This window comes from Microbacterium umsixpiens, assembly GCF_053543675.1.
Genome location: NZ_JBLVOH010000127.1, coordinates 5,222 through 6,621 on the forward strand (window position 1 = coordinate 5,222; position 1,400 = coordinate 6,621).

The following is a 1,400-nucleotide window of genomic DNA, read 5'->3' on the forward strand; positions in this document are numbered from 1 at the left end:
GTCGGCGCCGGTGGCGACGAGCAGCCTCCGCGCGTGCGCGCGCCGCGAACCCTGAGGGCCCGTGACGAGCACCTCGAAATCGTCGCGCCCGGTCGAGCGCGCGTCGAGCACGCCGAACACGGTCGACTCGAACCACCAGTCGATGCCGGTCGCCGCGGCGGCATCCGCGAGCAGATCCGCCGCCCAGGGATACCCGACCGGAGACCGCACCGGCTCGTCGAACTCGGTCGGCGGCTGACGGAAGATCTGTCCCCCGGCGGCGCGCTGCTCGTCGATCACGAGCGTCCGGAGACCCTGCGCATGCGCCTGCAGCGCCGCGGCCAGACCGGCCGGTCCTGCCCCGACGATCGCGAGGTCGTAGAGGTCGGCGCTCATGCGCCGGTCCGCACGTTCATGCCGTCGCGGACGGTGGTCAGACAGGTGCGCGTCATCGGCACGCCGTCGACCGTGATCGCGCACTCGAAGCAGGTGCCCATGTTGCACAGCGGCGCGCGCTGCTCGCCGCCCCGCCGAGCGAAGCACCGTTCGCCCTCGGCCAGCATCGCCGCCGCCACGGTCTCCCCCGCAGCGGCGCGCACGGACCGACCGTCCACGACGAAGGACACATCCAGTCGCCGCGGCACCGCGCGATCGGCGAGGGGCTGGTCGTTCATGCCATGACTCCGAATCTGTCCGGGGCGTAGGGCCGCAGGTCGATGTGGGGTGTGCGACCGGCGGCCAGGTCGCAGAGGGAATGGGCGAAGCTCGGCCCGAGCGTGAAGGCCGATCCGCCGGTGGCCACGAACATCCCCGGGCATCCGGGCACCTCTCCCACGAGTGGCAGCTGATCCGGCGTGACCGTCGTGGTCCCCGCCCAGGACCGCACGATGGGCAGTCGGGCTGTGCCCGGCACCACGCCGATCGCCGCGCGGGCGTTGCCCACGATGGACTCCGGGAGAAGGCGAGGACGCGTCTCCAGGTCCGGGGAGCCCGCGCGGCGGCTGAGTGCTGCCGGCCACCCCCCGCCGATCAGCACCGTGCCGTCCTTCGTCTGCTTGAGCGAGAGCTTGGCGCCGGCGTGCTGGATCAGGTGTCCGATGAAGGGCTCGACCGGCGCGCTCACGCTCATCATGAGAGCCAGCGGGATGGTCGGCAGGTCGGCCCCGGCGAGCGCGCCCAACTCCGTGGTCCACACCCCCGCGGCGATCATCACCGTGTCGGCGTGGATGCTCAACGTCGAGTCCGGACCGGCGGCGGTCACCTTCCAGCCGCGCGCGTCGCGCTCGAGCCCGCTCACACGGGTGTGCGTGCGGACTTCTGCGCCGAGCTTCACGGCACCCCGCACCAGGGCGGGCCCCGCGGTGCGCGTCTCGGCCTTGCCCTCGATCGGACAGAAGGCGGCCGCGAGCACCGACTCCGAC

2 protein-coding genes and 1 pseudogene are annotated in these 1,400 nt (G+C 72.9%); all 3 read right to left on the reverse strand.

Features of this window, described 5'->3' with window-relative positions; all coding sequences use genetic code 11:
• The coding region (locus ACNPM4_RS12600; protein ID WP_448985915.1) for an FAD-dependent oxidoreductase at positions 1 to 375 on the reverse strand (375 nt) is incomplete at its 3' end.
• Positions 372 to 653 carry a 2Fe-2S iron-sulfur cluster-binding protein gene (locus ACNPM4_RS12605; protein ID WP_448985916.1) on the reverse strand — a complete coding sequence of 94 codons (282 nt, stop codon included), beginning with the start codon at positions 651 to 653 and terminating at the stop codon, positions 372 to 374. The genes ACNPM4_RS12605 and ACNPM4_RS12600, both read right to left, overlap by 4 nt.
• Positions 650 to 1,400: pseudogene (locus tag ACNPM4_RS12610) on the reverse strand (NAD(P)/FAD-dependent oxidoreductase); the annotation flags it as partial. The pseudogene ACNPM4_RS12610 and the gene ACNPM4_RS12605, both read right to left, overlap by 4 nt.

What these genes read in the sequence shown, in the direction of transcription:
- ACNPM4_RS12605 (WP_448985916.1), bottom strand. Translation starts at nt 653, where the DNA reads ATGAACGACCAGCCCCTCGCCGATCGCGCGGTGCCGCGGCGACTGGAT.